Genomic DNA, 24834 nt, shown 5'->3' with positions numbered 1-24834 from the left:
CCTTCTGTTCCGAATGTGTCATGCCCAGGAAGATGGGGCTTCCAACCATGGGAAGGTCAAGCCCCTTTTCACATGGGGCCGATAAAAGCCAACGGCAAGTCACGCCCCTTGACCTTCCAACGCTTGGAAGCCCTATCTCACGATCATTCAACCCCAAGGAGGCCCCACGATGTACCAGTTCACCATTCCCAACATGGCCTGCGGCGGCTGCGCCCGCTCGGTCACCAAGGCGCTTCAGGGCGTCGATGCCGAGGCCAAGGTCGAGGCGGATCTTGCCGCCCACACGATCAGCGTCGAAAGCCCGGCCAGCGAAGCCGCCCTGCGCGCCGCCCTCACCGCCGCCGGCTATCCGGCCAGCTGAGCGGGCAGGCAAGTCCCAACGAGGAGGGAACGCCCGAAGGCAACTCCATCGTTGCACTCCGGTGCGCAAACGGGTCTGATTGCCGGATATTGCCCAAGGGCCGATCCGGACCACATCCGTGAGCCACCAGGGCCGGGCGTCGGGCGCGCCACCGGGCCGCCCTGCAACGAGGAGACCGCATGCCGCCTGCCCGCCGGATGATGCTTACGGAAGAGCTGGTCGCCAAAACCCTGAGAACCGAGGTCGACCCTGGCCCGGACGCCGACGAGGTGCTGCTCGGCGACGACGCGTTTGTCGCCGAGGCGGCGCGGCTCGACGCCGAAGCCGGCGACGAGCTGTGGATCTTCGCCTACGGCTCGTTGATCTGGAAACCGGTTTTCGAGCCCGAGGAAACCCGGCTCGCCGTGGCCCACGGCTGGCATCGCTCGTTCTGCATCCCGCTGCGGCGATGGCGCGGAACCCCGTCCGGGCCGGGCCTGATGATGGCCTTGCAGCGCGGCGGCAATTGCAAGGGCGTCGCCTTCCGCGTCCGCCAGGAGGACCGGCTGGCGGCGTTGACCGAACTGCTGCGGCGCGAGGTGGACACCCCGGAAAACCTGCGCTTCGCCCGCTGGATCACCTGCATGATCGACGGGCGAAAGGTCCGGACGCTGTGCTTCTGGGTCGCGCCGACCGGGCGCTATGTCGTCGCCAAGCAATCCCTGGAACAGGTGGCCGAAACGCTTGCGCGCGCCTGCGGCCATGTGGGCTCCGGCGCCGAGTATCTGCGCAACACCGTCGCCCATCTCGAACAGCTCGGCATCCACGACCGCAACCTCTGGCGCCTTCAGGAGCTGGTGGCGCTCCGTCTCGGCGCGGAGGCCCCGGACCTGCGCCCGACACCCGACTGACACCCGACCGGCACGAAGCGAGGATCGAACCGCTACGGGCCCCCGCCAAGGCCGAGACCGCCCCCCAAGACCCGGTAACTACATACCAATCGCCTGTGGAAGCCGACTTGTCGCTTCAGTAGAAATTTGGGTATCCTCCACTACCGCGCGTGGTCACCGAGGGTCGAGAACCACCTGCGAGAGCGTGAGGTCTACCGGTGCCCAAAGCGATCCACCCAACCGACGCCTCCCTTGGCGCCTCGCAATCCCTGCCAACGGAAAGCGACGCCTTTGCCGGGCGGCCCGACCCGAACCGTGGCTTCCGGATCGGCGCCCCCAGCTTCGACTATTGCCTGACCGAGGCGTCGGCCGCCCTCGACGACGAAGCGGGCGACCATACCGCCGCGCTCTACTGGGCGAGCAAGGCGGTCGCAACATCGAGAAGCGACGCCGAGTGGGCCAAGGCGAAAATGGCCTGGGGCATCGCATCCTATCGCCGGGGCAACTTCGCCGCCTCCATCGCCGCCTTCGACGACATCGTCGAGAAACTCTCGGCCTTCACCGACACCGATCGTCGCGGGCTCCACGCCGCCGCGCTGACCAACAAGGCGCTGGTGCTCGCCGCCTACAAGCGCGACGGCGAAGCGATCGCCGTCTGCGACGAAATCGTCGCCCGCTTCGGGACAGCCACCGAGCACGTCACGCGCGAATGCGTCGGCAAGGCTCTCGGGAAAAAAGCCGACGTTCTGGGACAGCTTGGGCGCACCAGCGACGCGACTGCCGTCTACGAGGAGATCGTCAGCCGCTTCGGCAAGGCAACCGAGCCGCCCCTCCGCGTGATCGTTGCCTCAGCGCTCGCCAACACAGCGCGGTTGCTCGACGACAAGGAGCAAGGCGAACAGAAGCTCGCCATCTACGACGACATCATAGCCCGCTTTGGCACCTCGACCGATCCCGACCTTCGCGAACGCGTCGCCAGCGCCCTTATCAAAAAGGGGGCTACGCTCGGTGAACTCGGACGCAGCGACGAAGAGATTGCCATCTACGACGACATCATCGCCCGCTGTGGCACGGCCACCGAACCCAAACTGCGCGAGCTCGTTGCCTTCGCCCTTATCAACAAGGAGATCACGCTCGCCACGGTCGGACGCGACGAAGAATCGATCGCCGTTTGCAACGACATTCTAGCCCGCTTCGGCGAGGAGACCGACCTGACCCTGCGCCAAGTTCTGGTCCAGTCGCTAACCGACAAGGGAGTTGCCCTCGCCGCTCTCGATCGCAGCCCCGAGGCAATCGTCGTCTACGACGATATCCTCGCCCGCTTCGGGGCCGACGACGATTTGCGCGTGCGCCAACAACTCGCCCGGGCCCTCTTCAACAAGGCGATCGCGCTCGGCACCCTCGGCCGCACCGATGAGGAAATCGCCATCTACGACGACGTCCTCGCCCGCTTCGGTGAGGAGACCGACAATACCTTGCGGAGTTGGGTCGTCGACAGCCTGGAGAGCCGGGGGCTTACGCTCCAGGCAGGAGGACGGACCGAAGAGGCGATTGCCTTCCTGGACGATCTGGCTGCGCGGTTCGCCAAGTCAGACGACATGCTCCGGCGCGAACAGGCCGCCGAGGCCTTGATAAAGAAGTCGGACCTGCTGACCCAAGCCGAGGACCAGATCGCCGTCTATGACGAGATCGTCGGCCGCTATGGCGCCGATACAGAACTTTACCAACGTCAGAGAGTCGTCCTTACGCTTGTCCGCAAGGGAGGTGCGCTCAATAAACTCGGGCGCCACGACGATGCGCTCGCCGCGTTCGACCATGTGATCGATCGCTTCCACGCCGAAACCGACAGCTTCTTGCGCCATGAGGTCGTCGATGCGTTCTTGGGTAAGTTCGAGGCGCTCGAAAGCCTCGGTCGTCCGGACGAAGCAAACCTTGTCCATGAGGAGTTGCTGGTCCGACTGGCCAATGACGACGACCCGGAAATGCGCGAAATGGCAAACCGGATGCTTGCGGAGAGGCAGGAACACCTCGATGAGAGCAAGCTGATCGAAAGCGCAAAATCCAGTTCAGCCGCGACATCCATGCCGCAAGGTCTTGCCAGCCCCGCCGTCGGCAGGAACGCCGCAAGCCGGCCTGAACGACACGGTCCGGCGGATAGGTCACCCGCCCAGCCCGCCGACGAGCCCGACGTCGTCAAAGCCGCCCAGGCGCTTGTCAACTATGGGCGGCTTCTGGGTATGTCAGGCAAGACGGAAGAGGCGATCGCCGCTCTCGACAAGGCGATCAACCAGTTCGAGGCTTTGGCCGATCCGCGTCTGCGCATCCATATCGCCCAGGCGCTCGTCCTCAAGGCCAGCCTCACGCACAAGGACGAAGCGATCGCCATCTACGACGACGCCATCGCCCGCTTCGGGACGGACAGCGATGTGCGCCTGCGCGAACAGGTGGCCGTGGCTCTCGTGTGCAAGGGGCTGACGCTCGGCGCGCTCGGCCGGCACCGCGACGCGATCGCCGTCTACGGCGACGTCGTGGCCCGGTTCGGCTCGGCCGGCGAGCTGCCTCTGCGCACCCAGATCGCCAATGCCATTCTGTATCGCGGCGACGCAACCGTGGCCATCGGCCGCCCCGACGATGCCAACGACGTCTACGACAGCCTCGTCGACCGCTTTGGCGCCGAGCCGGATCTGCCGCTGCGCGACAACGTCGCCGATGCGCTGTTGCACAAGGCGATCAATCTCGAACAACTCAAGCGCGAGCATGAGGCAGTCGCCGTCTATGACGATGTCCTCACCCGCTTCGAAAGAATGTACGAGACGTCGCTGCGCGAAAAGGTCGCCGAAGCGCTGCTGCGCAGGGGCGTCACGCTCGCGAATACCGACCACCGCTACGATGCCATCGACGCTTTCGACCAACTCGTGGACCGCTTCGGCCGCGAAGCGGATTTTGCCTTTCGTGAGCGGGTGGCCAAGGCTCTCGCGCTCAAGGGAAAAATCCTCGTCGATCTCGATCGCACTGACGATGCGGCCGCCTGCTTCGAACAGCTCTATCAGCACTGCGCCAACGCAGAAGAGCCCTCGCTCCGTGAAATGGGCGCCACGGCGGCGCACCTCGGGCGGAACATTCGCGAGACCCGTGGATCTCCCATCTACTGGTTCGTCACGAAGATGATGAGATTGGGCAAGCGCCTGGAGGCGTTTTTCCGCAGAGGCCGGACGTGACCGATCCCGACGCAGCGACAAACGACGACCCGCTCCGAATTGAGAGGCGTGCGATGGCACAATCAATCACCGAATACTCCGTCTTCATCGGCAGCAGGACCGGGCTTCAGGTCGCGCGCGACAAACTGTTCCTGGCGCTCTTGAGCTTTTCCTCAAGCTTCCGGCGCGACGACTGCGGTCTGTCGTCCACCAACGCGCAGACGGGCGTCGAAGAAGGACGGCCCCTGGCGCCCGAGATCGAACGGGACCTTCGCCAAAGCGATTTCGCCGTGTTCCTGGTCGACGACCGCTGGAGTTCGTCCGATGAGGTCGGCCCCATGTCCGCCCTGTCGCAGCAATGGGCCCTTGCCGAGGAGCTCTACCGGACAAACAAGCTGGCCGGCATCGCCGTAGTGTTCGGCAAGGTCGCCGCCGACAGGCTGGCCGCGCCGGACGATCAGCTGAAAGCCGTTCTCGACTTCCGGCGCAGGATCGAGGCGGCGGGAAGCTACCACGTCGGCGAATGGGCCTTCCTGAAGAGCCCCACGAAAGCCGAGCGCGAGGCCCTTGAAACCTGGCTCAGGTCCCTGACCATCGACCTGCCCCGGCCCAGCTTTTCCGGGCTGCCGGCCAAGCCAAGCAGCAGCTTCAGGATCGGCGCCCCCAATGCCGACTACTGGATCGCCGAAGCCTGGGCCCATGTCGACGGCGATGCGGCCGATCGCGACACCGCCCTCTTTTGTGCCACCAACGCGGTGGAGGCGGCGCGGGGCGACGTCGAAGAGGCCAAGGCGAGCAACGTCCTCGCCATCGCCCAGTTTCGCCTCGGCCACGCCGACGCGGCACTGGAGACGCTCGCCACCACGGCCGACACGTTGGCTGGAGCCTTTGGCGGCGACCGCCGCGAAGCACACGCCACGCTGCTCGCCAACAAGGGGCTGATACTGGAAGCGCTGGGGCGCGGCGACGAGGCAGTTGCCGTCTATGACGATATCGTCAGCCGCTTCGGCTCGGCCTACGAGCAGCCGGTGCGCGACCTCGTCGCCAAGGCGCAGGCCGGCAAGCAAAGGGTGCTCGACGCGGCCAAGGCCGCTCCTGACGTTTCCACGCCCGAAGACGCGGCAGCGGATTTTCCCGAGCGCGAGTTGGAGGATGCGGTCCGCTCGCTTGCTGACCTTGTCGGAAAGTCTCGCCCATAGGCGGAAGCAACGCTCCAGCCGTCATGCCGGCTGGAGTGCCGCGCCCAACCTTTGCTCCACCTTGATGAAGCGCGAACGGTACTCCGTCGGCGTCAGGCCCACCTTCTTGCGGAAATGGTGGCGGAGCGCATGGGCGCTGCCGAAGCCGACGGCGGCGGCCACCCCCTCGATGGCGAGATCGTCGGAGGATAGAAGCCCCTTGGCCGCCTCGACGCGCTCGGAGATCAGCCAGTCGCCGGGGCTGGCGCCGGTGGCTTCCTGGAAGCGGCGCAGGAAGGTGCGAAGGCTCATCCGGCACGCCTCGGCCATCGCCTCGGTGGTCCAGTCGCGGCCGAGCGTCTCGCGCATCCGGTCGAGCAGCGGCGCCACCTCGCCGGTGGGGCGGGCCGGCACCGGCCGCTCGAGAAACTGCGCCTGCCCGCCGGAGCGATGGGCCGGTACCACCAGCCGCCGCGCCACCGAGTTGGCGGCCTCCGCTCCGAAATCCCGCCGCACGATCTCGATCAACAGGTCGATGCCCGCCGCGCTGCCGGCCGAGGTGAACACGCCGTCATGCTCGCGATAGAGCGAGGCGGCATCGACCGTCACCGACGGAAAGCGCCGCTGCAACGCCTCCGCATAGCGCCAGTGGGTGGAAACGGTGCCGCCGTCGAGAAGGCCGGTCGCCGCCAGCACGAAGGCGCCCGAACAGATCGAGACGAGCCGCGCGCCGCGCCCATGCGCCGCCCTGAGCCGCGCGCACAGCGCCTCCGGCACCGGCACGTCGGCACCCTTCCAGCCGGGCACGACGATGATGTCGGCCGCGTCGATCGCCTCCGGCCCCTCGTCGGGCATGATGGTGAAGCCGCCATGCGCCCGGAGCGGACCGGGCTCGATGGCCGCGCTCAGGAAGCGATACCAGCCCGGCCCCATCTCCGGCCTATAGAGGCCGAACACCTCGGAGACGATGCCGAACTCGAAGGTACAGAGCCCGTCGTAGAGCAGCGCGACGGCAAGCGGTCCCTGGGGTGAAATGCGGGTGGCAGCGTTTGGCATGATCTTTACGTACATTGTCATCCGCGCCAATTGCAAGCCCGGCGCTTCGCCGGCACGATCTCCCTGCCAACCCAATGGAGAGCCCGATGACATCAGCGGTCACCGCCATCCCCGCCGCGCCGAGCGACGTCGCCCGCGAGCACTTCGCCGCCGAATTCACCTTCGAGACCGACTGCTACGACGTGCACGACGCCCTCGCCAAAGGCGCCGACTTCGTGCTCCTGGACGTGCGCGGCCCTGCCCTCTACGCCAAGGGGCACGTGCCCGGCGCCATCAACCTGCCGCACGGCAAGATCATCCGCTCCAAGCTGGCGGAGTGGCCGGAGGAGACGCTGTTCGTCACCTATTGCGCCGGCCCGCATTGCAACGGCGCCGCCCGCGGCGCCCTCCGCCTCGCCGACCTCGGCCGTCCCGTCAAGATCATGGCCGGCGGCCTCACCGGCTGGATCGACGAAGGCTTCGAGCTGGCCGTCGGCGACGCCTGACGGTTTACCCCTTTGTCGGCGCCAGCAGCCTCAGCGCGTTCATGGTTACCAGCACGGTGGCGCCGGTGTCGGCCAGGATGGCCGGCCAGAGGCCGGTGATGCCGAGGATGGTGGTGACCAGGAACACCGCCTTGAGGCCGATGGCGATGGTGATGTTCTGGCCGATGTTCGACATGGTGCGCTTGGAGAGGGCGATCATCTCGGCGATGTCGCCGACGCGGCCGTGCAGGCTGGCGGCGTCGGCCGTTTCCAGCGCCACGTCGGTGCCGCCGCCCATGGCGATGCCGACGTCGGCGGCGGCGAGCGCCGGGGCGTCGTTGATGCCGTCGCCCACCTTGGCAACCTTGAGGCCCTGTGCCTTCAGCTCGCCGACGATGCGCTGCTTGTCCTCGGGCAGCAGCTCGGCGCGAACCTCGATGCCCAACTGCCGGCCGATCGCCTCGGCGGTACGCCGGTTGTCGCCGGTCAGCATCACCGTGCGGATGCCGGCGTCGGTCAGCGCCTTCAGGCCGGCCGCCGCGTCGGCGCGCGGCTCGTCGCGCATGGCGAGGATGCCGGCCACCGCGTTGCCCGTCACCAGCACCGACACGGTCTTGCCCTCGTCGTTGAAGGCGGAGATGCGCCTCGACTGCTCGTCGCTAAGGGGAACGCGCTCGGCCGCCGCCTTGGGCGAGGCCAGCAGGATCTCGGCGCCTTCGACCACGCCGGTCACGCCCTTGCCGCCCAGCGCCTTGGCGTCGTCGGCCGGCGGCACGTCGGTACCATCCTTGGCGGCGCGGTCGAGGATCGCCTTGGCCAGCGGATGGCTGGAGCCGGTCTCCAGCGCGGCGGCGAGGCGCACCACCTCGGCCTCCGGCCGGCCGTAGGCGACGACGTCGGTCACCACCGGCTTGCCCTCGGTCAGCGTGCCCGTCTTGTCGAGCGCCACGGCCGTCACCTTGCCGATGGTCTCCAGCACGGCGCCGCCCTTCAAGAGCAACCCGCGCCGGGCGCCCGACGACAGCGACGCGGCGATGGCGGCCGGCGTCGAGATGACCAGCGCGCAGGGGCAGCCGATCAACAGGATGGCGAGGCCCTTGTAGATCCATTCGCCCCAGGCGCCGCCCATGAGCAGCGGCGGCACGATGGCGACCAGCGCGCCGACGGCGACGACGCCGGGCGTGTAGTAGCGCGAGAAGCGATCGATGAAGCGCTCGGTCGGCGCCTTGGATTCCTGCGCCTCCTCCACCAGCTTGACCACCCGGGCGATGGTGTTGTCGGCCGCCGCCGCCGTCACCTTGACGCGCAGCGCCGCCTCGCCGTTCACCGTGCCGGCGTAGACGGTGGCATCGACGCCCTTGCGCACCGGCGTGCTCTCGCCGGTCACCGGCGCCTCGTCGACCGAGCTTTCGCCGGAGAGAATAGTGCCGTCGGCGGGAATGCGGTCGCCGGGGCGGACCAGGATGACGGCGCCAACCGCAAGGCTCTCGGCCGGCACCTCGCGCGTCTTGCCGCCCTCTTCGACGAGCGCCGTCTTCGGCACGAGACTGGCGAGCGACTGGATGCTCGCCCTGGCGCGGCCAGCCGCCACGCCTTCCAACAGTTCGCCGATCAGGAACAGGAAGACGACGGCCGCCGCCTCCTCGCTGGCGCCGATGATCACCGCGCCGACGGCGGCGATGGTCATCAGCATCTCGATGGAGAAGGGCGTGCCGACCAGCGCGGCCATGACGGCGCGGCGGGCGATCGGCACCAGCCCGACCAGCATCGCCACCGCGAAGATCCAGGTTTCATAGGCGGGGAAGAGATGCCCGAGGCCCCAGGCCACGGCCACCGCGAGACCGGCCATGATGGTGAGCCGCCCCTTGGCCGATTTCCACCATGGGCCGGTCATCGGGCCATGGTCGTGCCCATGCAGGCCCGGCACCTCATCGGCGGCATCGTGGGCGTGGCCCTTGTGGGCCTGAGCCTTGTGGTCGTGGGCTGCGTGGTCATGCCCCGAATGGTCGTGATCATGTCCCGCGTGGTCGTGCTCCGCGTGGTCGTGTCCCGCATGGTCGTGCCCCGCGTGGTCATGATCATGGTCGCTGTGGTCGTGCCCCTCATGATCATGGTCGTGGTGGCAGCAGCCGCAGGCCTTCTCTTCCGCTTCGCCCCCGGAGGCGGGCTTGGAAGCGGCGGGCGCCAGCGGGCTGATCTGATAGCCCAGGCTGGTGACGCGCTTGGTGATGGCCGGCGCCAGAGTTTCGTCGCCGTTGTGGCGCACGGTCATCGTGCCGGCCGTCACCGACACCGAAACGTCCTCGACGCCCGGCAGGCGGCGCACCGCCGTATCGATCTTCTGCGCGCAGGAGGCGCAATCCATACCGCCGACGCGGTAACGGTCCTGCTGCGTTGCCTCAGTCATGACATCACTCCGATTCCGATTATCGGAGTGCTACAACCTCTAGCCACTAGAGGAGCAAGACCCTTTTTTGAGGGGGCGGCGGGGCGCCTCTCAACTGTTGCCGCTGCCCACGAGCCGCGCCGGCAGGTCGGGGGTGTAGGGGTCGGCCAGCGCCGCGTCGGGCTGGCTGACCGGGGTCTTTTCCGAGGTCATCTTGGAAAGCCGCGAAGCGCCCTTGTCCTGCAGGATGGCGCGGAAGGCCGGGTGCATGCCACCGTCGACATAGCTCATGGCCGGCATGGCCGGGTTGGCGGCGGCGATGGCGGCGGCCGCCGCGTCGTCCTTGGCCGCCTTGGCGGCGACGGCGGCGGTGAGCGTCGCGTCCGTCTGAAGCGGCGGACAGGGCTGAAGCGGATCGACGGAGGCGTCGATGTTGCTGGCGTTGAACACGTAGCGGCCGCCGCAATAGCCGACCTGGGGCGCCTTGCGCGTCAGCTCGAAGGCGTCGCTGCCTTCCTTGAGGTTGCGCCAGAAGGGCATGTTGGGGTTGTTGCGGTGGAGCGCCAGGTTGGCCGGCGTCATGCGGAAGGGCAGCGCCTCCACCTGGAAGGCCGGCTGGCCGCCCCGGAAGGCTTCGCGCGCCACGGCGTAGATCTCGAAGGCGGCGTTGTCGGTCACCGCGTAGCAGCCGCGCGACGAGCAGGCGCCGTGGATCATCAGCGCCGAGCCCTCATAGCCGAGCGCCGCCTCCAGCCGGTTGGGGAAGCCGAGGTTGAAGGACAGGTAGTAGCGGCTGTCCGGGTTCATCTGCGACCGGGCGACGGCGTAGAAGCCCTCCGGCGTCTGGCGGTCGCCTTCCGTCGTCTTCGGCCCCAGCTTTCCCGACCAGCGGCAGATCGGATAGGTCTTCAGCAAGGCATAGCGGCCGGTGCGGTCCATCTTCCACAGCTCGAGCTCGCTCTCCTGCTTGAACACGCGGATCAGGATGGGCGCGGCGGCGCCGAGCCCCTTGGCGTTCATCTCCGACAGCAGCTTGCCGGGGATCGGCCGTTCCGACCGCTTGAGGTCGTCGCCGAACAGGGCGCAGCCCGAGAGGGCCGCCGTGGTGAGAAGAACAAACGCGACCGAACGCAAATTCACCGAACAAGCCTTTCGTCAGGCCGGGCGCCAGCCGGCGCCCGTGACGGACGCGCTAGCGCATCCCGCTGTGATTTGGCAACCGGCTTCGCCACGGCATGGGCAGGCCGGTTGCCTTATACCGCTTCGGTCGGGTTTCGACGCTCCCGCGAAATCCGGCAGAAGCGGAAGCGCCCGACCGGGCGCCGGCCGGTCAGGCCGAAACCCGCTTGAGCCGGACCTGTCCGGCTCAAGCGGAAGAAATGTAGATCAAGCGGCCTCGCAGGGCCGGATGAGTTGGAGCGCCTCGGCCATGTCCTCGGCGGCGGCCGAGAGATCGTATTTCGACTGCATGGTCATGAACCACTGCGGATCGAAGGCAAGGTAGCGGCCGAGCCGGAGGGCGATGCTGGCCGACATTGCCTGCCGGCCGTTGCAGATCTCGCCCATCAGGCTGCTGGAGACGCCGATCGCCTCGGCCAGAGCCTGGACCGAGATCCCCATCGGCCTGAGGAACTCTTCGCTGAGGACGATGCCGGGGTGCAGCGACATATCGCGTGGCATGGTCGTGGCCTCCTGAGGGGGCGTCGATGACGGGATATAGGGGCGCTTAGCGCCTGGCTCAAAACTCGCTGGGGTGCGGCAGAAAACGCCCGCCCCCAGTAGAGTATCGGGTCGGGCGATCAAACCTTAAGACTGGCGCGGATGGCCTCGGCGATCTTCTCCGAGCGGGTGACGCCGCTCGCCCTGGCGGCGCGATCCAGCGCGGCCAGAAGGTGCTCGTTGAGGCTGAGCTGCACCGGCACCGACTTGCCCGGCATGTCCACCGGCACGGCGGCGATGATCGCCTCGTTCAGCTCCTGGGTGCGGCGGATATCGTCGAGCGTGCGCAGGATCGGCATCTTCTGCTCGTCGAGGTTCTTGACGTGGGCGGCCAGCGCCACGGCGGCCCGGGCGATCGCGTCGTTGAGGTTGGTGGCCGCCGAGTGGCAATCGGGGAAATCAGGGAAAGACACGCCAAAACTGCGGTTGTCTTCTTCATGAATGAGCGCAACGGCGTAGGCCATATGAGCCTCCTGGCTCCGGTGTCAGAACGAGAGGGAAGGTCCCCGAAGGGAAAGGGTCCGGGCACGAGGAGCCATTTGAGTGGGCTCCCTCGCCAGCCGAGGACCTCGGACCGATAACGGCGCGCCTTGCATCGGCCCGAGACGGTTAACGGTCGCAAAAGATGGTAAACGAAATCTTAACATGAGGCGAGAGGTCATTTATTTCACGTACCCCGTCTCATCGCCTCCCCGCCCGTGTGGCCCGCCGCCTTGAGCACCAGCGCGATCTGCGCCCCGGCGATCGACTGGAGGTTGGGGCGCGGCGTTCCGGCCCGCGCCCTGAGAGCCAGGCTGTGCTGAAGGGCCGCCAGCATCGTCGCAAGGCCGTGCACGTCGGCCCCGGCCGCGATCTCGCCGGCCTCCGCCGCCATGGTCATCCGCTTGAGAAACAAGGCATCCGTCTTGCCGACGGAGGCCGCCAGTTCCGCTCCGATCACCGGATCGGCGGCCGCCTCGCCGGAGATGACGCTGAGCACCGGGCAGCCGAGCGGTTCGCCCTCGCGCGAGAAATAGGCGTCGATGATCGCCCGGAAATAGTCGTCGAGGCCCTTTGAGAGCGACGGCTCCTCGAACAGGGCATGCCGCCGCCGCGCGGCCGACTGCTCGGAATATTGCCGGACGGCGCTGCGGTAGATCTCGAACTTGTTGCCGAAGGCGGCATAGAGGCTCGGCCGCGCCATCCCGGTCGCGTCCGACAGGTGGTCGAGCGATGTGGCGGTGTAGCCGCGCCGGTGGAACTCGCCGAGGGCGGCGGTCAGCGCCTCCTCGGGGTCATAGGCGCGGGGCCGGCCACGGCTGGGTTTAGCTGTCATTTTGTACCGCTTCGCAAAAAATTAATCGACGCTCCATTTTATGCGACCTAGTATGAAATTGTGAGAGGAAAAATGGAGAGTGACATGGCTGACAAAATTCGCATCGGCATCAATGGCTTCGGCCGCATCGGCCGCATGGTGTTCCGCGCCGCGCGGACGCGCGACGACATCGAGGTGGTGGCGGTGAACGATCTCCTGCCCATCGACCACCTCGCCTATCTCCTGAAATACGACAGCGTGCACGGCGCCTTCCCCGGCACGGTTGAAACGGCGGCCGGCGCCCTCATCGTCGACGGCCGGAAGATTGCCGCCTTCGAGGAGAAGGACCCCGCCGCGATCGCCTGGGCCGATGCCGGCGTCGATCTGGTGATCGAATCGACCGGCCGCTTCCTCACCCTCGACAGCACCGAGGGACACATCAAGGCCGGCGCCAAGAAGGTGGTGATATCGGGCCCGCCCACCGACAAGACGCCGGTGTTCGTCATGGGCGTCAACGCCGACGCCTATGCCGGCGAGACCATCGTCTCCAACGCCTCCTGCACCACCAACTGCGTGGCGCCGCTCGCCAAGCTGATGGACGACCTCTACGGCCTCGAAGAGGCGCTGATGCTGACCGTCCACGCGGTCACCGCCAGCCAGAACCCGGTCGACGGCGTGGCGCGCAAGGACTGGCGCTTCGGGCGCGGCATCCTCAACAACATCATCCCCGCCACCACCGGCGCGGCGCGCATGGTCGGCAAGGTCATTCCCACGCTGAACGGCCGCATCAACGGCATGGCGGTGCGCGTGCCGGTGGCCGACGTGTCGATGGTCGACCTCACCTGCCGCCTGCGCACCAAGGTCTCCTACGCCGAGATCTGCGAGGCCATCCGCGAAGCCTCGGCCGGCGCCTATCGCGGCGTCCTCGAATATTGCGACGACGCCGTCGTCTCCACCGACCTCAGGGGCAACCCCCACAGCTCCATCTTCGACGCCAAGGCCGGCATGCAGACCTCCGAGGGCCTGACCAAGCTGATCGCCTGGTACGACAACGAGTGGGGCTACTCCTGCCGCTGCCTCGATCTGGCCGTGCACATGATGCGATAGGACTGATCGCGGGCGGGCTTCCTCATCAAGAGGGAGCCCGACCCCACACGCGCCGCCCTCTCCTGCCCGAGATCCTCTGCCTTCGCAGAGGAGGACAGATTTATATAGGCGAAACAGGACACTGGCTCGCACTCCTAATTTTCAAGCTGTCCTCCTCTGCGGAGGCAGAGGATCTCGGGCAGAACCAAGCGCAACGCCGATATCATGCTGCCGCATGAAGAGCTCCACGGAGCTGAAGCGAGGCTCGCTGGGCTGCGGCAGGTGGCAATCGGGTCGAGAACGTCAAGCGTCCCCAAATCCAAGCCATCCGCTCGAAGAGTTGCAGACCTTTGGGATCGGGGGGATGCCCACTTCCGTAGAAGGTTCGTTCCGGCCTTGAGGCTGAGGCTCGACCTCGATGAGGCGAAGCTGGCCACTTGGTATGACGATGATCGCCGCCTTTCGGTCTACTGCCTCGATATGACAGCATCAACAGGCTCCACAGACATCCGAAACCCCAGATAAAAGGCACATTCTCAGCGCGCAACAAGGTGGACTGATCGGAAGACACACAATCATGATGCCATAAATTGGCAGCAATAGACGGTAGCATGATCTCCATCATTTCAGGAGACACGCAAATGTATGTCGTCATGGGAGCAACCGGAAACGTCGGCGGAGCGGTCGCCGACGCGCTGCTGGCCAAGGGAGAGGCGGTGACCGTGCTCACCCGCCAGCCCGAACGCGCTTCGATCTGGCGCGACAAGGGGGCACGGATCGTTCAGGCCGACGCCGAGGATACCGCCTCGCTCAAGGCGGCCTTTCGCAGCGGAAAGCGGGCCTTCCTGCTCAATCCTCCCGCCGACCCGACCGGCGACACCGACAGCACGGAACGCCGGACCATCGCCAACATTCTGGCCGCGCTCGACGGTTCGGGGCTGGAAAAGGTCGTCGCGGCGTCGACCTATGGCGCGCAACCCGGCGAGGGCATCGGCGACCTGTCGACCCTGTGGGAGCTGGAAGACGGCTTGCGCCGGCAGTCCATTCCCGCCGCGATCAACCGTGGCGCCTACTACATGACCAACTGGACCGGCCTTGCCGAAGGCGTCCGTCACTCAGGCAAGCTCCAGAGCATGTTCCCGGCCGACATGCCCATCCCCATGGTGTCGCCGCGCGACCTTGGTGAGGCGGCCGCCGACCGGCTGGTCAGCCCGCTCGAGGATGTCGGCGTCGTCTACGTCGAAGGCCCCGAGTTGTACACGCCAAGCGACGTGGCCGACGCCTTCGCCGACGCCCTCGGCAGGGAGATCGGGCTGGAGGTGACGGAGCGAGGCCGCTGGGAGGAAACCTTCAGAAGCCTGGGCTTCTCCGACGTGGCGGCGCGCTCCTTCACCAGGATGACCGCCGCCATCGTGGACAGCGACTTCGACAGACAGCAAGCGCCCCGCCGCGGCAAGGTCACCCTCTCGGAGTTCGTCTCGTCCGTCCTTGCAGCTTGAACGCGGGGGAATGGCAGGGAGCCCGATCCCACACGCGCCGCCCCTTCCGGCCCGAGATCCTCTGCCTTCGCAGAGGAGGACAGATTTATATAGGCGAAACAGTACACTGGCTCGCACCCGTAATTATCAAGCTGTCCTCCTCTGCGAAGGCAGAGGATCTCGGGCAGAACCAGGCGCAACGCCAATATAGGGCTCCGAGTATGTGAAGCTCCAAGGGACTGAGCCGAAATTCGCTGGGGTGCGGCATCCCTGGGCATCCGCTTGGCCCGAAAAGTCTGCAACTTTTCGGGCGGATGCCCTTGGCGACGGCTTCGAGAACCGGAGCGGAGCGGACTTAACGTCCGTGAGCACCGGAAGCACAGAAGACTAAGCCAAATGCCCGCCCCAGTAGAATTTCCGCTCAGTCCCGGCTGTAGTAGCTCATGAACACGTCCAGCCCATTGTCGACGATGCGCCGCGCTTCCTCCGGCGACGGCCGCAGCTCGGCGCCGAACAGCGCCTTCTTCATCACCTCGGAGGTGCATAGCGCGATGAAGTGGTGGGCGGCGACGGCGGGGTCGCACGGTTTCAGACGGCCGTCGGCCACGGCCTGACCGAACACCTCGGTCAGCCGCGTCGTGCCGCGTTCGGCGCCGGCCCGGAAGAACATGGCGCCGACGGCGGGGAACTTGTCCACCGCGCCCACCACCATGCGGATGGACGACATGTGGTTCTCGCCGGTGAGCAGGTCGTTGAAGCTGATGGCGAAGGCCCGGAGGTTGTCGTGGAAGCTTTCGGTCGTCGGCTGGAAAGCGTCGAGCGCGGCGGCCAGTTCCTGCTTCTCGTCGGTGATCAGCCGCTCGAACAGCTCGTCCTTGTTGGTGAAGTAGACATAGAGCGTACCCTTGGAAACGCCGGCCGCCTTGGCGATGGCGTCCATTGAGGCGCCCTCGTAGCCCTTGGCGCGGAACACCTCGCGGGCGCCGTCGAGGATCTGCCGCCGTTTCTCGCTGTCCTGTCCTTCACCACCGGCCGTCGATCCGCCGGCCTGCGCCGCTACCTTGCTCATCCACCCCTGCCCTCGCGGCGTTCATTCCACCCGCGCTGATCATTGTCGGCATTTGCGGCCCGAGGGCCAGCCTGCCTTTTGGCGATCGGCGTTCACGGAAATCCGGGGCGACGATCACGTTTTGCGGAGACTGCCCCCGAAGGGGTCAAATCGTCAACCAAGAGCCAATACTGCAATTGACCGAACGGTTCGGTCATGAGATAACACCTTTGACGCATAGGAACAACACTTAAGACTTTAGTCGCGGGACCCAGTCGCCCGGCGCCGTCCGCCCAGCGGACAGATGGAGATTTCAATGGCCAAGCGCGAAGCGAACGCCGCTCACGAGAGCGACGGCTCGGAAGCCACTGTCACTCAGATCCGCCCGGCCACCGAGGCTGCGCCCAAGCACATCGGCGAGGCGCCGCACCATGAGGCGGCGGCCGCACCGGCGGCTCAACCGAAGAAGAAGCGCGGCATCACGGGCCGACTGGTTCTGGTCGCCCTTCTCGGCGCGGCCGCCTGGTTCGGCGGCAAGGCCGGCTATGCCTGGTGGCTCGACGGCCGCTTCCTGGTCACCACCGACGACGCCTATGTGGCCGCCGACATCACCACGCTGGCCGCCAAGGCCTCCGGCTACGTCACCGAGGTGATGGTGGCCGACAATCAGGCGGTGAAGAAGGGCGACGTCATCGCCCGCGTCGACAGCGGCGACTACGCGCTGGCCGTCGCCCAGGCGAAGAACGCGCTCGCCGGCAACCTCGCCACCATCGCCCGCATCGACAAGCAGATCGCTGCCGGCGAGGCGCAGGTGGCCCAGGCCAAGGCCGGCGTCGCCTCGGCCGAGGCGAGCCTGGAATCCAAGGACATCAACTTCAGCCGACAGACCACGCTGGTCACCAACAAGGTGTCGGCCCAGTCGCAGCTCGACGATGCCCGCACCGACCGCGACGCCGCCCGCGCCACCGTGGCCTCCGCCGAGGCGGCCGTCGCCGTGGCCGAGGCCAACATCGAGGTGCTGAAGGCTGAGAAGGCCGAGGCGGAAGCCACCGGCAAGACCTTGCAGACCGCCCTCGACAAGGCCAACCGCGATCTCTCCTTCACCGAGATCCGCGCCCCGATCGATGGCGTCGTCGGCAACAAGGCCGTCGAGGTCGGCACCTACGTGACGCCCGGCCAGCAGCTCGCCTCGCTGGTCGCCAGCGGCAGCGCCCACATCGAGGCCAACTACAAGGAAACGCAGCTCGCCAAGCTCGTTCCCGGCGAGACCGTGCGCATCACCGTCGACGCCCTCGGCGAGGAGGAGACCATCCTCGGCAAGGTCGAGAGCCTGTCGCCGGCCACCGGTTCGGTGTTCAGCCTCTTGCCGGCCAACAACGCCACCGGCAACTTCACCAAGGTGGTGCAGCGCCTGCCCGTGCGCATCGCGGTGCCCGACGACGTGGCCCTGAGCGGCAAACTCCGCCCCGGCCTCTCCGTGGTGGTTGCCGCCGATCCGCGCACCGCGCCGACCGCTACCCAGACGGCCGCCGTCGTTCCGGCCAACTGATACCTCTTGCGGCCGGCTCCCCAAGGACCGGCCTCGATCATTCCCTGATCCGACCGGCTTGTGCGGGGGAACGCCCCGCGCACCCTCGGCCGATAGCCATCGGTCCACCCATGTCCGCCATTGCCCAGGCCGGTGCCGGCCCCACGTTCACCACCCGCCGGCTGTTCACCTTCATCTGCATGGTGTTCGGCATGTTCATGGCGATCCTGGACATCCAGATCGTCTCGGCGTCGCTCAGCGAGATCCAGGCCGGCTTAGGTGCCGCCAATGACGAGATCTCCTGGGTGCAGACCTCCTATCTGATCGCCGAAGTGATCATGATCCCGCTGTCGGGCTACCTGTCGCGCATGATCTCGACGCGCTGGATGTTCGTCATCGCCGCCGGCGGCTTCACCTTCGCCTCGATGATGTGCGCCTTCGCCTCCTCGATCAACGAGATGATCCTGTGGCGCGCCGTGCAGGGCTTCATCGGCGGCGGCATGATCCCCACCGTGTTCGCCTCGGCCTACACCATCTTCCCGCGCGAGAAGATGGGACTGGTGACGCCGATCATCGGCCTCGTCGCCACGCTGGCACCCACCATCGGCCCGACGGCCGGCGGCTATCTCACCGAGCTGTTCTCCTGGCACTGGCTGTTCCTGGTCAACATCATCCCCGGCATCTTCGTCACGGTGACGAGCTACTTCCTGATCGACTTCGACGAACCGGACTTCAGCCTGTTCAAGGTGTTCGACTGGTGGGGCCTCGCCGCCATGGCCGCCTTCCTCGGCTCCATGGAATACGTGCTGGAGGAAGGCCCCAGCAAGGACTGGCTGGCCGACGAGCGCATCGCCGTCCTCACCGGCGTCATGGTGATCGGCGGCATCGTCTTCTTTTTCCGCGCGCTGACCCGCGACAACCCGATCGTCGATCTCAAGGCCTTCGCCAACCGCAACTTCGCCTTCGGCAGCGCCTTCTCCTTCTGCCTCGGCATCGGCCTCTACGGCCTCACCTATCTCTACCCGGTCTACCTCGCCCGCATCCGCGGCTTCTCGGCCTTGCAGATCGGCGAGACCATGTTCGTCTCCGGCGTCGCCATGCTGTTCACCGCGCCGATCGCCGGCCGCCTGTCCGCCAAGCTCGACCCGCGCGTCATGATGGGCATCGGCTTTGCCGGCATCGCCGTCGCCACGTATCTCTCCACCGGCTTCACCGCCGACTGGGACTTCTGGGAGCTGTTCTGGCCGCAGGTGTTCCGTGGCGTGTTCATGATGATCTGCATGATCCCCATCAACAACATCGCGCTCGGCACGCTGCCGCCGGCCGAAATGAAGAACGCCTCGGGCCTGTTCAACCTCACCCGCAACCTCGGCGGCGCCGTCGGTCTGGCCCTGATCAACCAGATCATGACGAGCCGCACCGACCTGCACTTCGACCGGCTGCGCGAGGCCGTCAACATCACCAGCTCCACCGCCATGGCGACCATCGCCGGCATGGAGCATTCCCTGTCGGAACTCGGCAGCAACGCACACACCGCCGCCATCTCCCGCCTGACCGGCCTCGCTCAACAGCAATCCTCGGTGATGGCCTTCAACGACATCTTCCTGATCCTGACCGCCCTGTTCCTCGTGCTGGTCGTCGCCCTGCCCATGGTCAAGAAGCCGGCAGCACAGCGAGGCGGCGGCGGGGGGCATTGAGATACCCTCACCGAGGAGTCGTAGGGATTTACGATATCTGTCGCCCATCGTAGATTGCCCCCAACGGCCCGCATGTCGGGCAAAGCGAGGGCGCTTGGGTGAAGATCGACCACTGCAATCAGCAATACGATCTCTCCCATTTAAACGGGTGCGTGCTCAAGATGGGGGCCTGGATCGGCGAGAAGAAACAGCCCGTCCAAGCGGAAGTCGAGATCAGATACTCATGCCATTGCTATACCGTGGGATCGTCCATGATCCCACCTGCGGAGATGTGGAGCATCCGCGAGAAGAAAGAATGGCGCGTTTTCAACATTCAGCGTCACACCCTTTCGATCTTTCTTCCTCAGATCATTCAAACCCTCGTTCACCAACCCACCAAGCAAATCCAGAAGGTATCGGGGCGACACAACTTCAAGATATTCCAGGTCGGCCTGCATGAACTCAAGTCGGGTGAAAAATACTACGCCTTCTTCAAACTGGAACAAACCAACAGGCAAGGAACGCCAGGGTTTCATCAGATCAAGTTGTCGGTTGAGAGCGCCTACCCGAAGGACAATATCGTCGCGGGTGACTGGAAGCCTCCATTTGGAAAGGCTGTCGAGGAAATACTCGGCTTAAGATAACGCAAAAGCCGGAACGGCGAACCATTCCGGCTTTAACGACCCGGCGCAACCAAGGCATAAGCCCCACAGCCCTAGGCAAGTGCTTGGTCAGAAGACCAAGGGTATCGTTACCATTTCCGAGCAAGCCCGGCGAAGCCGATCTGCAACGACATTGCAAATATGGTTGTATCACCGCCGAATGTCAACGTAATGGCCTTCAACGCGGCTTCAATGCTTCGCAATCGGCGGCATCCCCAACAGGACGCAATCGCCCGCCTAAACCTCCCCCAGGAACCGTAGCGCCCGGGTCCATGTCTCCTCGGTTGCGAGGCGGTGGTGGTCGGGGAGGCTGGGGTCGGTGTAGAAGTGGCCGGCGCCGGGGTAGATGTGGAGTTCGGCGGACATGCCGGCGAGTTCGGCCGCCATCTGCCAGCGCCTCAGGTCCTCCGGCGGCCAGAAATCGTCGTGTTCGCCGACGTGCAGCTGCGCCCGGAGCCCCTTGAGGTTCACGCCTTTCGGGATGTCGGCCGGCGCGTGCAGCAGCAGGATGCCGGCCGTCTCCGCCCGCTCGGGCCAGACCGAAGCCACCACGCCGCAGCCCATCGAGAAGCCGGCGAGAACCGTGGTGGCGGGAAGGTCGCCGAGGGCCGCTTGCGCCCGCTCGCATATGGTGTCCCAGCCGATCTCCTCGACGAGCCGCATGCCCCGGTCGACCGTGTCGGCGGTCGCCCCCGCGAACAGGTCGGGCACCGAGACGCCGTGGCCAGCGGCGCGCATCCTGTCGGCGGCGGCAAGCTCCACCGGCCTGAGGCCGAGAACCGAATGGAAGAGAACCACCGAAGCCATCGCCTGCCCTCCCCGCTTCGGCCCGGGCACAGACCTCCGAGAGCCCGGACGCTTTCCTGGAGTCTGCATGCTGGCCGGGGTTTGTCCATGCAGCGTTCGATCAGGTCGTGACGGGCCAACCGCCCCGGCAACAGCCGGGATCGCGCCGGAAGCCACGTACCGCGCATATCCGCCTGTTCAGCCACGACTTTGTCAGGCCGCTCGACCAATACGAAGACATGACTGAGTATTTCCGCTTTTTGTATCGATATAACTGCCAGATCGTGGAGATCACAGCCTCAAGTCACCGGCGTCAACGACTCATTAACGTATTTATTCTTCCCGACGGCAAGGATCGTGAAAAATTTTCATTATCCATCAATAAACATCGGCAATCATTCCCCCCGATCATCATCGCTCCGTGCGAACAGGGGGATCAAGTGTCATACGCCAATCTTTCCATCATGGCCAAAGTGATCAGCCTTCTGATGCTGCTCGGTTTGGGAGCGCTGTTCGGGGCAGGCTACGCCGGCTACAACATGGTCAAGATCGACAACGACTATAGCCATCTCATCGCCGGGCCGATGGATGCCTCGGTCAGCATGGTGCGCGCCTCGCGCCGGCTGTCGGAAATCAAGGCCACCATGTACTGGAACGCGGCGGCGACCTCGGCCGAGGAAAATGCCGATGCGAGCAAGGCGCGCGACGACGCGCTGAACAACTTCAACAGCTACATCGACAAGGCGATCGCCAGCGCCCCCGATCAGTTCAAGGGCGACATCGAGACGTATCGCACATCCGTGCAGGCGGCGATGAGCGGCGTGTGCGGCGAGGTCGCCAAGATGTCGAACTCCACCGACCCGGCCGAAAATGCCAAGGCGCTCGGCAAGCTCAACGCCGAATGCCGGCCGCTGCTCGACCAGATCCAGGACAGCGCCACCAAGCTCAACAACGCCATCCTGGCCGACGTCGACGCGCGCAACAACCAGAACACCGCCGATTCCTGGTCGTCGGTCTGGACGACGCTGATCGTCATCGGCTCCATCATCGCGCTGGTGATCGGCCTCGCCGCCTGGCTGCTGCGCAACGGCGTGACGGCCCCCGTCGGAAAGCTCATCGACGCCATGAAGTCGATGCAATCGGGCCATTACGATCTGGCCATCCTCGGCCTCGGCCGCAAGGACGAAGTGGGCGCCATCGCCGAGGGCCTCGAATCCTTCCGCCTGAGCCTGATCGACGCCGAAACCCTCCGCAAGCGGCAGGAAGCGGCCAAGGCGGCCGACGACGCAGCCATCCGCAAGCGGGCCTCGCTGGCGGAAAGCTTCGTCGCCCGCATGGAAGCGCTGGCGGCCGGCTTCGGCAAATCGTCTGGCGAGGTCGCCGACGCCGCCCGCAACCTGTCGGCCACCGCCGAGGAAACGGCGCGGCAGGCGCAAGCCGTGGCCGGCGCCGCCGAGGAAGCCGCCGCCAACGTGCAGACCGTGGCTGCTGGTGCCGAAGAACTGTCGGCCTCCATCCAGGAGATCGCCGGCCAGGTCAGCCAGTCGTCGTCGATCGCCAGGGAGGCCGCCTCCGAGGCCCAATCCAGTTCGCAGAACGTGCAGACCCTGTCGCAGGCCGCCCAGCAGATCGGCGAGGTGGTGACGCTGATCTCCAACATCGCCGCCCAGACCAACCTGCTGGCGCTCAACGCCACCATCGAGGCGGCGCGGGCCGGCGACGCCGGCAAGGGCTTCGCGGTGGTCGCCGCCGAGGTCAAGCAACTGGCCGACCAGACCGCCAAGGCCACCGACCAGATCGGCAGCAAGATCGGCGAGATCCAGGCGGCGACGGGCAGCACGGTGGAAGCCATCTCGCGCATCGTGCGCACCGTCACCAGCATCCAGGACTCGTCGGCGGCCATCGCCAGCGCGGTGGAGGAACAGGGCGCGGCGACCGGCGAGATCGCCCGCAACACCCAGCTCGCCGCCACCGGCACGACGGACGTCACCAACAACATCTCCGGCGTCAGCACCGCCGCCGAGATGACCGGCGCCGCCTCGACGCAGCTGATGACGCTGTCCAACCACCTCAACGACCAGTCGAGCACGCTGCAAAGGGAGGTCGCCGACTTCGTCGCCAACCTCCGCGCCGCCTGACGCAACCGGCAGCGGCAGCTTCCCCAACACCGACAGCGGGCGCCCTCACCGGCGCCCGTTGGCATTTCCGGGGGATGCCGAACGCGGACCGCCCGCGCAGCCTCCCGTGGATGCCCATGCCGCGACGTCGCCCGTTGAATGGCAGGCGCTCCGCACCTACCTTGCGTCATCTCGCGCGCCGATAGGGCTGCAATCCGCAAGGGAAAGACCATGAAGGTAGCACTGGTGACCGGCGCTTCGCGCGGTCTGGGAGCGGTAATGGCCCGGGAACTGGCGCGCGCCGGCTGGGCCGTCGCCATCAACTACGCCAGCGACACCAAGGGAGCCGAAGCCGTGGCCGAGGGCATCCGGGCAGCCGGCGGCAAGGCCCACGCGGCGAAGTTCAGCGTCATCGATAGCGCCCAGATCGAGGCCGGCCTTCGGGAGATCGCCCAGGCCCTCGGCCCCGTCGACCTCATCGTCAACAACGCCACCGGACCCCAGCCGGAAATGCCGCTGATGGAGCAATCCTGGCGGAGCTATCTCGATCAACTGGAGTTCTTCGTGAAGGCGCCGCTGGAGCTGCTTCAGGCGGTGCTGCCGGACTGGCGCGCCCGCAAGTCGGGCCGCGTGATCAACATCGGCTCCGAAATCGCCGAACTCGGCAATCCGCAGTTCGGCAACTATGCCGCCGCCAAGGGCGCCATGCTGTCGATGACCCGCTCCTGGGCCAACGAACTGGGCCCCGAGGGGATAACCGTCAATCTCGTCGCGCCGGGCTGGATTCCCGTCGAACGCCATGCCGGCGCCCAACAGGCGGCCATCGACTGGTACGCCGACCGCACGCCTCTCGGCCACCTGGGCAAACCGGAAGACGTGGCCCACATGGTCGTGTTCCTCGCCTCCGACAAGGCCGACTTCATCACCGGCCAGAAGTTCGCCGTCAACGGCGGGCGGACGCTGCTTTAGCCATCGCGATCGAGCTCCTCCATGATCCAGTCGCGGAAGAGCCTGACTTTCGGCGCCCTGCGTTGGGCATGCGGCACGACCAGCCAATAGGAGTGGTTGCTCTCGACCTCGATGGGAAAGGGGCGCGTCAGGCGTCCATCGCTCAAAGCGTCGCGGGTCAGGATCGACCAGCCCATCAGCACGCCCTGCCCGGCGATGGCGGCGCCGTAAGCAAGCATCGGGTCGGTGAAGGACGGGCCGGACAGGCCGAAGTCGGCGGGAAGCCCGGCTCGTTCCAACCAGCTCGACCAGGGAAAGACCGTTCGTTCGTCGAACAGGATGGGCACGGTCGCGAGGTCGCGCGGCTGCGACAGCCTTGACGCCAGACCGGGCGCACAGACGGGGAAGGCTCTTTCGCCAACCAGCCTTTCGCAATGCAGCACCTGCCAGCCTCCCAGGCCAAGCCTGATACCGACGTCGACGTCGCCGCGCGAGAAATCGACGAAGCGCGAGGTCGCGATGAAGCGCAGCTGATAGTCGGGGTATCGCTCCCCGAACCGGGCCAGGCGCGGGACAAGCCAGTTCGAGGCGAACGCCGACCCCATGGTGATGTTGAGAACGAAATCGTCGTCCGAGCGCGAAGCCTTGATGCCATCGGCAATCTGATGGCGGGCGGCGGTCAGCGCCGGAAAGATCTTCTCGCCCGTGGGCGTCGCCCGCAGCCCCGTGGCAGTCCGATAGAAAAGGGGTTTGCCGATCTGGGCTTCCGCCTTCTTGATCTGCTGGCTGACCGCGCCGGGGCTGACGCCCATTTCGGATGCCGCCGCGACGACAGTCCCCAGCCGACCGACGGCCTCCAGGGCGATGAGCGCATTGAGTTCAACCCCGAGGATCGAAGCCATTTTAGAAATCCTAACCTGATGGTCAGGATTTGGTCATGGCTGGCCCGGAAAATCAACATTAGCGTTCAGGTCTCGCCCT

21 protein-coding genes are annotated in these 24834 nt (G+C 66.2%); 12 read left to right on the top strand and 9 right to left on the bottom strand.

What is annotated here, in order from left to right; genetic code table 11:
* The first annotated feature begins 169 nt into the window (after nucleotides 1–169).
* The 4 genes from QQZ18_RS21745 to QQZ18_RS21730 all read left to right on the top strand — a co-directional run bounded on the left by QQZ18_RS21745 (nucleotide 170) and on the right by QQZ18_RS21730 (nucleotide 5626).
* Entirely contained in the window at nucleotides 170–361 is a 192-nt protein-coding gene (locus tag QQZ18_RS21745) for a heavy-metal-associated domain-containing protein (protein WP_284543094.1), read from the top strand.
* Nucleotides 362–540: 179 nt separating this feature from the next.
* Complete coding sequence (locus QQZ18_RS21740; RefSeq protein ID WP_284543093.1) at nucleotides 541–1251, top strand: gamma-glutamylcyclotransferase; 711 nt, start codon at nucleotides 541–543, stop codon at nucleotides 1249–1251.
* Nucleotides 1252–1448: 197 nt separating this feature from the next.
* A complete protein-coding gene (locus tag QQZ18_RS21735) occupies nucleotides 1449–4448 on the top strand; it encodes a tetratricopeptide repeat protein (protein WP_284543092.1) in 3000 nt (999 codons plus the stop codon).
* Between the two features lie 53 nt (nucleotides 4449–4501).
* Entirely contained in the window at nucleotides 4502–5626 is a 1125-nt protein-coding gene (locus QQZ18_RS21730; RefSeq protein ID WP_284543091.1) for a hypothetical protein, read from the top strand.
* 21 nt (nucleotides 5627–5647) lie between these two features.
* Here the strand turns inward: QQZ18_RS21730 and ftrA are convergent, their stop codons facing one another.
* Complete coding sequence (ftrA, locus tag QQZ18_RS21725) at nucleotides 5648–6682, bottom strand: transcriptional regulator FtrA (protein ID WP_284543090.1); 1035 nt, start codon at nucleotides 6680–6682, stop codon at nucleotides 5648–5650.
* 65 nt (nucleotides 6683–6747) lie between these two features.
* On the opposite strand from ftrA, the gene QQZ18_RS21720 reads away from it, so the two are divergent.
* On the top strand, nucleotides 6748–7146 hold the full coding sequence (locus QQZ18_RS21720; protein ID WP_284543089.1) for a rhodanese-like domain-containing protein: 399 nt from the start codon (nucleotides 6748–6750) through the stop codon (nucleotides 7144–7146).
* A gap of 4 nt (nucleotides 7147–7150) precedes the next feature.
* Here the strand turns inward: QQZ18_RS21720 and QQZ18_RS21715 are convergent, their stop codons facing one another.
* The 5 genes from QQZ18_RS21715 to QQZ18_RS21695 all read right to left on the bottom strand — a co-directional run bounded on the left by QQZ18_RS21715 (nucleotide 7151) and on the right by QQZ18_RS21695 (nucleotide 12545).
* Nucleotides 7151–9532, bottom strand: a complete 2382-nt coding sequence (locus tag QQZ18_RS21715) for a heavy metal translocating P-type ATPase (RefSeq protein ID WP_284543088.1) — start codon at nucleotides 9530–9532, stop codon at nucleotides 7151–7153.
* Nucleotides 9533–9622: 90 nt separating this feature from the next.
* Nucleotides 9623–10651, bottom strand: a complete 1029-nt coding sequence (locus QQZ18_RS21710; protein WP_284543087.1) for a L,D-transpeptidase family protein — start codon at nucleotides 10649–10651, stop codon at nucleotides 9623–9625.
* A gap of 246 nt (nucleotides 10652–10897) precedes the next feature.
* Nucleotides 10898–11191 (bottom strand): HigA family addiction module antitoxin, encoded by a 294-nt coding sequence (locus QQZ18_RS21705; RefSeq protein ID WP_284543086.1) that lies wholly within the window; start codon nucleotides 11189–11191, stop codon nucleotides 10898–10900.
* 119 nt (nucleotides 11192–11310) lie between these two features.
* Entirely contained in the window at nucleotides 11311–11694 is a 384-nt protein-coding gene (locus QQZ18_RS21700; RefSeq protein WP_284543085.1) for a type II toxin-antitoxin system HicB family antitoxin, read from the bottom strand.
* 203 nt (nucleotides 11695–11897) lie between these two features.
* Nucleotides 11898–12545: a TetR/AcrR family transcriptional regulator gene (locus QQZ18_RS21695; protein WP_284543084.1), complete on the bottom strand. Its 648-nt coding sequence runs from the start codon at nucleotides 12543–12545 to the stop codon at nucleotides 11898–11900.
* 84 nt (nucleotides 12546–12629) lie between these two features.
* On the opposite strand from QQZ18_RS21695, the gene gap reads away from it, so the two are divergent.
* Together gap and QQZ18_RS21685 are read left to right on the top strand one after the other, a co-directional pair.
* Complete coding sequence (gene gap, locus QQZ18_RS21690; RefSeq protein WP_284543083.1) at nucleotides 12630–13631, top strand: type I glyceraldehyde-3-phosphate dehydrogenase; 1002 nt, start codon at nucleotides 12630–12632, stop codon at nucleotides 13629–13631.
* A gap of 620 nt (nucleotides 13632–14251) precedes the next feature.
* Nucleotides 14252–15109 carry an NmrA family NAD(P)-binding protein gene (locus QQZ18_RS21685; RefSeq protein ID WP_284543082.1) on the top strand — a complete coding sequence of 286 codons (858 nt, stop codon included), beginning with the start codon at nucleotides 14252–14254 and terminating at the stop codon, nucleotides 15107–15109.
* A 400-nt stretch (nucleotides 15110–15509) separates the two neighbouring features.
* On the opposite strand, the gene QQZ18_RS21680 is transcribed toward QQZ18_RS21685, so the two are convergent.
* Nucleotides 15510–16157, bottom strand: coding sequence for a TetR/AcrR family transcriptional regulator (locus tag QQZ18_RS21680; protein ID WP_284543081.1), 648 nt, complete (start codon nucleotides 16155–16157; stop codon nucleotides 15510–15512).
* A 295-nt stretch (nucleotides 16158–16452) separates the two neighbouring features.
* Between QQZ18_RS21680 and QQZ18_RS21675 the strand changes: the two genes are divergently transcribed.
* From QQZ18_RS21675 to QQZ18_RS21665, 3 genes are all read left to right on the top strand, one after another.
* Nucleotides 16453–17685 carry an HlyD family secretion protein gene (locus tag QQZ18_RS21675; protein WP_284543080.1) on the top strand — a complete coding sequence of 411 codons (1233 nt, stop codon included), beginning with the start codon at nucleotides 16453–16455 and terminating at the stop codon, nucleotides 17683–17685.
* A gap of 110 nt (nucleotides 17686–17795) precedes the next feature.
* Complete coding sequence (locus tag QQZ18_RS21670) at nucleotides 17796–19361, top strand: DHA2 family efflux MFS transporter permease subunit (protein ID WP_284543079.1); 1566 nt, start codon at nucleotides 17796–17798, stop codon at nucleotides 19359–19361.
* A 98-nt stretch (nucleotides 19362–19459) separates the two neighbouring features.
* Nucleotides 19460–19984: a hypothetical protein gene (locus tag QQZ18_RS21665; RefSeq protein ID WP_284543078.1), complete on the top strand. Its 525-nt coding sequence runs from the start codon at nucleotides 19460–19462 to the stop codon at nucleotides 19982–19984.
* 255 nt (nucleotides 19985–20239) lie between these two features.
* On the opposite strand, the gene QQZ18_RS21660 is transcribed toward QQZ18_RS21665, so the two are convergent.
* Nucleotides 20240–20809 (bottom strand): dienelactone hydrolase family protein, encoded by a 570-nt coding sequence (locus tag QQZ18_RS21660; RefSeq protein ID WP_284543077.1) that lies wholly within the window; start codon nucleotides 20807–20809, stop codon nucleotides 20240–20242.
* A gap of 419 nt (nucleotides 20810–21228) precedes the next feature.
* Between QQZ18_RS21660 and QQZ18_RS21655 the strand changes: the two genes are divergently transcribed.
* Both QQZ18_RS21655 and QQZ18_RS21650 read left to right on the top strand, forming a co-directional pair.
* The gene (locus QQZ18_RS21655) at nucleotides 21229–22926 is read left to right on the top strand and encodes a methyl-accepting chemotaxis protein (RefSeq protein WP_284543076.1); all 1698 of its coding nucleotides are present in this window, start codon (nucleotides 21229–21231) and stop codon (nucleotides 22924–22926) included.
* 210 nt (nucleotides 22927–23136) lie between these two features.
* The gene (locus QQZ18_RS21650) at nucleotides 23137–23874 is read left to right on the top strand and encodes an SDR family oxidoreductase (RefSeq protein ID WP_284543075.1); all 738 of its coding nucleotides are present in this window, start codon (nucleotides 23137–23139) and stop codon (nucleotides 23872–23874) included.
* On the opposite strand, the gene QQZ18_RS21645 is transcribed toward QQZ18_RS21650, so the two are convergent.
* Entirely contained in the window at nucleotides 23871–24755 is an 885-nt protein-coding gene (locus tag QQZ18_RS21645; protein WP_284543074.1) for a LysR substrate-binding domain-containing protein, read from the bottom strand. The two genes, QQZ18_RS21650 and QQZ18_RS21645, sit on opposite strands and share 4 nt — an antisense overlap.
* Nucleotides 24756–24834: the final 79 nt, after the last annotated feature.

The organism is Pleomorphomonas sp. T1.2MG-36, from assembly GCF_950100655.1.
Taxonomy (GTDB): domain Bacteria; phylum Pseudomonadota; class Alphaproteobacteria; order Rhizobiales; family Pleomorphomonadaceae; genus Pleomorphomonas.
The sequence above is the reverse complement of the archived record's forward strand: the minus strand, read 5'-3'. Positions and strand labels throughout refer to the sequence as shown.

Coding starts and splice junctions, on each gene's coding strand:
- QQZ18_RS21695 (WP_284543084.1), bottom strand. CDS start 12,545: ATGACAGCTAAACCCAGCCGTGGCCGGCCCCGCGCCTATGACCCCGAG.
- QQZ18_RS21720 (WP_284543089.1), top strand. CDS start 6,748: ATGACATCAGCGGTCACCGCCATCCCCGCCGCGCCGAGCGACGTCGCC.
- QQZ18_RS21740 (WP_284543093.1), top strand. CDS start 541: ATGCCGCCTGCCCGCCGGATGATGCTTACGGAAGAGCTGGTCGCCAAA.
- QQZ18_RS21730 (WP_284543091.1), top strand. CDS start 4,502: ATGGCACAATCAATCACCGAATACTCCGTCTTCATCGGCAGCAGGACC.
- QQZ18_RS21680 (WP_284543081.1), bottom strand. CDS start 16,157: ATGAGCAAGGTAGCGGCGCAGGCCGGCGGATCGACGGCCGGTGGTGAA.
- QQZ18_RS21645 (WP_284543074.1), bottom strand. CDS start 24,755: ATGGCTTCGATCCTCGGGGTTGAACTCAATGCGCTCATCGCCCTGGAG.
- QQZ18_RS21670 (WP_284543079.1), top strand. CDS start 17,796: ATGTCCGCCATTGCCCAGGCCGGTGCCGGCCCCACGTTCACCACCCGC.
- ftrA (WP_284543090.1), bottom strand. CDS start 6,682: ATGACAATGTACGTAAAGATCATGCCAAACGCTGCCACCCGCATTTCA.
- QQZ18_RS21685 (WP_284543082.1), top strand. CDS start 14,252: ATGTATGTCGTCATGGGAGCAACCGGAAACGTCGGCGGAGCGGTCGCC.
- gap (WP_284543083.1), top strand. CDS start 12,630: ATGGCTGACAAAATTCGCATCGGCATCAATGGCTTCGGCCGCATCGGC.
- QQZ18_RS21675 (WP_284543080.1), top strand. CDS start 16,453: ATGGCCAAGCGCGAAGCGAACGCCGCTCACGAGAGCGACGGCTCGGAA.
- QQZ18_RS21705 (WP_284543086.1), bottom strand. CDS start 11,191: ATGCCACGCGATATGTCGCTGCACCCCGGCATCGTCCTCAGCGAAGAG.
- QQZ18_RS21700 (WP_284543085.1), bottom strand. CDS start 11,694: ATGGCCTACGCCGTTGCGCTCATTCATGAAGAAGACAACCGCAGTTTT.
- QQZ18_RS21715 (WP_284543088.1), bottom strand. CDS start 9,532: ATGACTGAGGCAACGCAGCAGGACCGTTACCGCGTCGGCGGTATGGAT.
- QQZ18_RS21745 (WP_284543094.1), top strand. CDS start 170: ATGTACCAGTTCACCATTCCCAACATGGCCTGCGGCGGCTGCGCCCGC.
- QQZ18_RS21650 (WP_284543075.1), top strand. CDS start 23,137: ATGAAGGTAGCACTGGTGACCGGCGCTTCGCGCGGTCTGGGAGCGGTA.
- QQZ18_RS21660 (WP_284543077.1), bottom strand. CDS start 20,809: ATGGCTTCGGTGGTTCTCTTCCATTCGGTTCTCGGCCTCAGGCCGGTG.